Consider the following 3,499-nt stretch of genomic DNA (forward strand, 5'->3'; position numbering starts at 1 on the left):
AAAGAATTCAGTAATATAAGCCACGGATACGATTCCTCCGGTCAACAATATTACCTTGTTCATATATTCAATGTGCAGTAGCGTAATATAATCCTGAAGATTAACCACTTTTCTCATAATAATAAGCAAGGTTTGCACCATTGCAAATCCTGAGAAAATCGCACCGGCAACGAAATAAGGAGGGAAAATCGTACTGTGCCAACCAGGAACTACTGATGTAGCAAAGTCAAAAGATACAATCGTGTGTACCGAAAGTACCAAAGGTGTTGCTAAACCGGCAAGTACTAAAGATACTTCTTCAAAACGTTGCCAGTCTTTTACACGTCCACTCCATCCAAAACTAAGTATACCGTATATTTTCTTTTGAAATTCATTTGTTGTTCTATCACGAAGCATTGCAAAATCAGGAAGTAAACCAGTCCACCAGAAAACAAGTGACACCGATAAATACGTTGAAATTGCAAAAACGTCCCATAACAACGGTGAGTTAAAGTTTACCCATAAAGAACCAAACTGGTTAGGAATAGGTAAAACCCAATATGCTAACCAGGGACGTCCCATGTGAATAATAGGGAACAAACCAGCCTGAACTACAGCGAAAATTGTCATTGCTTCTGCAGAACGGTTTACTGCCATTCTCCATTTCTGGCGGAATAATAATAATACTGCAGATATTAATGTTCCGGCGTGACCAATACCTACCCACCAAACGAAGTTGGTAATATCCCATGCCCATCCAATGGTTTTGTTCAATCCCCAAACTCCGATTCCTGTAGAAACGGTGTAAATGATACAACCTAATCCCCACAAAAATGCAATTAAGGCAATAGTAAATACAATGTACCAGGATTTATTTGCTCTCCCAAGTACAGGCGCTCCTACTTCAACACTTATATCATGATAAGTTTTCTCTCCGGTAACAAGAGGTTCTCTTATAGGTGCTTCGTAATGTGACGACATATTTCTTTAAAATTGATTCTTATTACTTAATTATTATGCTTCAGCAGTATTGGTAATTTTAGCCTGATACATTACGTTTGGCCTTGTACCTAAACTTTCCATCATACGGTAAGTTCTATCATCCTCTTGTAATTTAGAAACTTTAGACTCTTCGTCATTAATGTCTCCAAACACAATTGCTCCGGTATCACAAGCCGCTGAACAAGCTGTACGGAATTCTCCATCTTTCACTGGTCTACCTTCACGCTTGGCATCAAGAATCGTTTTTTGTGTCATTTGAATACACATAGAACATTTTTCCATAACTCCACGTGAACGAACTACAACATCAGGGTTTAACACCATACGACCTAAGTCGTTATTCATGTGATAGTCAAATTCTTCGTTTTGAGCGTAATTAAACCAGTTAAACCTTCTTACTTTATAAGGACAGTTATTTGCACAATATCTTGTACCCACACATCTGTTGTAAATCATTTGATTTTGACCCTGGCGACCATGAGACGTTGCCGCAACCGGACAAACTGTTTCACAAGGAGCGTGGTTACAGTGTTGACACATTACTGGCTGAAAAGCAACCTGAGGATTATCATACGAAGGATTTTCAATGACATCATAAGTCTCGAATGCTCCTAGATTATTCAGTTTCTCCTGCTCTTCTACAAAAGTATCCCCGGCAGAATAATATCTGTCGATTCGTAACCAGTGCATATCCCTGAACTTTCTAACTTCATCCTTTCCAACAACTGGAACGTTATTTTCAGAATGACAAGCAATAACACATGCGCCACAACCTGTACAGGCATTAAGATCAATAGACAGGTTAAAGTGATGCCCAATAGTACGGTCAAAAGACCTCCAGATATCTGCTTTTTGATCACTAACAGGAATTTCCTGATGATTATAGTCGACCTCAGGAACACCATTCCATTGATGCTTACTATTTGATGTTAAAACAGAAAGAGTAGTCTCTTTAAGAATATCATCACGTCCCGCTAAGGTACTTTGCATTTGCACACTTGCAAATTCATGTACACCTGCAGCTTTTTCTATACTAACATTTTGAAATGCACTAAAGTTCTTATACAAAGGGTAAGCATTTACACCTACTTGCATTTCCTTCTGCATTCCTTCTTTCTTACCATACCCCAAAGCTAAGGCTACAGAGCCTTTAGCCTGACCTGGCTGAACAATAACAGGAACATTTTTTACAGTAGTATCACCAACACTAATATTCACATAACTACCATTTAAAGCTCCATTGGAAACAATTTCGTTTTCAAGCTCCAGCTTATCAGCATCTGCTTGCGAAATCATTAGATAATTATCCCAAGTTGTTCTGGTAATAGGGTCTGGAAGCTCTTGTAACCAAGGGTTATTAGCCTGATTCCCATCACCCATTGAAACTTTGGTATAAAGTGTAAGTTCAAACTCACTTTCTTCCTGAGCAGAAGCATTCATCTTTCTTAAAGAAGAAACATCATTCGCTGAGGAAGCAAAACCTTCAAGCACTGTTGTCCCTACAGGACTAGTACCCTCAAATACTCCATCATGAAGTGCCTGATTCCACCCACCTGTTAAATTACCAGACCATGTTTCTTTGATATAATCATGATAAGACTGGCTATTTCCTGACCACTTTAATAAACAGTCCTGAAATTGACGGGTATCAAATAATGGTCTAATTGTTGGCTGCATTAAGCTAAACTGGTTATCAGTAAACTGAATATCTCCCCAGCTCTCCAGGTAATGAGGAGTAGCCGCAATATATTTACAAAGTTTAGCAGTTTCATCCTCTTTCATTGTAAATGAAACCGACACTTCTACATTTTTCAATCCTTCAATAAACTCCGATGCATTAGGCAAACTATAAGCCGGATTCACTCCAACCACCATAAGTGCGCCTACACTACCATCGTTCATGTCTTTAACTAACTCGGCTACCTGAGCACTATTACCCTGGCGCGTCATTCGTGCATTATCGGTATCCATAATTGAACTACCTAATGCTTCATTTATAGCCAGAACCAGTGATTGAGCATCTGCATCTGGAATACCAGAAACCACAACTCCTTTACTACCAGCTTTTCTTAACTGACTTGCTGCTTTCACTACAGCATCATCAATTTTAGAGGGAAGTTCGCTTGTAGAACCTCCTCCTACAATATATCCATACAAAGAAGCAAGTATTGCCTTTTGCTCAGATGGTTTTACAGGAACACGTTTATCGGCCTTGGCACCTGCCAAAGACAGGTTGGATTCGAATTGCACGTGTCTTGACATTTTTCCATTTTTTGGGATACGACTTTGCGCATAACTAATATCATATCCTCCGCCTTGCCAGCCACCCAGAAAATCTGCCCCTATAGAAACTATAGTTTCAGCTTGGGTAAAATCATAATTTGGCAATGCTCTTCTTCCATATCTAGACTCAAAAGCAGAAAGCGCTGCATCTTCAGAAACCGCATCATACGCCACATGTTTTACATTTGGATACTTCGCGCTAAAATCCTGAATTAATTTAGTCGTACTAGGGCTA

The 3,499-nt window shown here is 39.3% G+C and carries 2 protein-coding genes; both read right to left on the minus strand.

Annotated elements, in window-relative coordinates; translation table 11 throughout:
* On the minus strand, positions 1-960 hold a 960-nt coding region (nrfD, locus tag AACY61_RS10555; protein WP_339611545.1), incomplete at its 3' end, for an NrfD/PsrC family molybdoenzyme membrane anchor subunit.
* Positions 961-993: 33 nt separating this feature from the next.
* Positions 994-3,499 (minus strand): 4Fe-4S dicluster domain-containing protein (locus tag AACY61_RS10560; RefSeq protein WP_339611546.1); only part of this gene is annotated, 2,506 nt, incomplete at its 5' end.

This window comes from uncultured Planktosalinus sp. (assembly GCF_963973675.1).
Taxonomy (GTDB): Bacteria; Bacteroidota; Bacteroidia; order Flavobacteriales; family Flavobacteriaceae; genus Planktosalinus.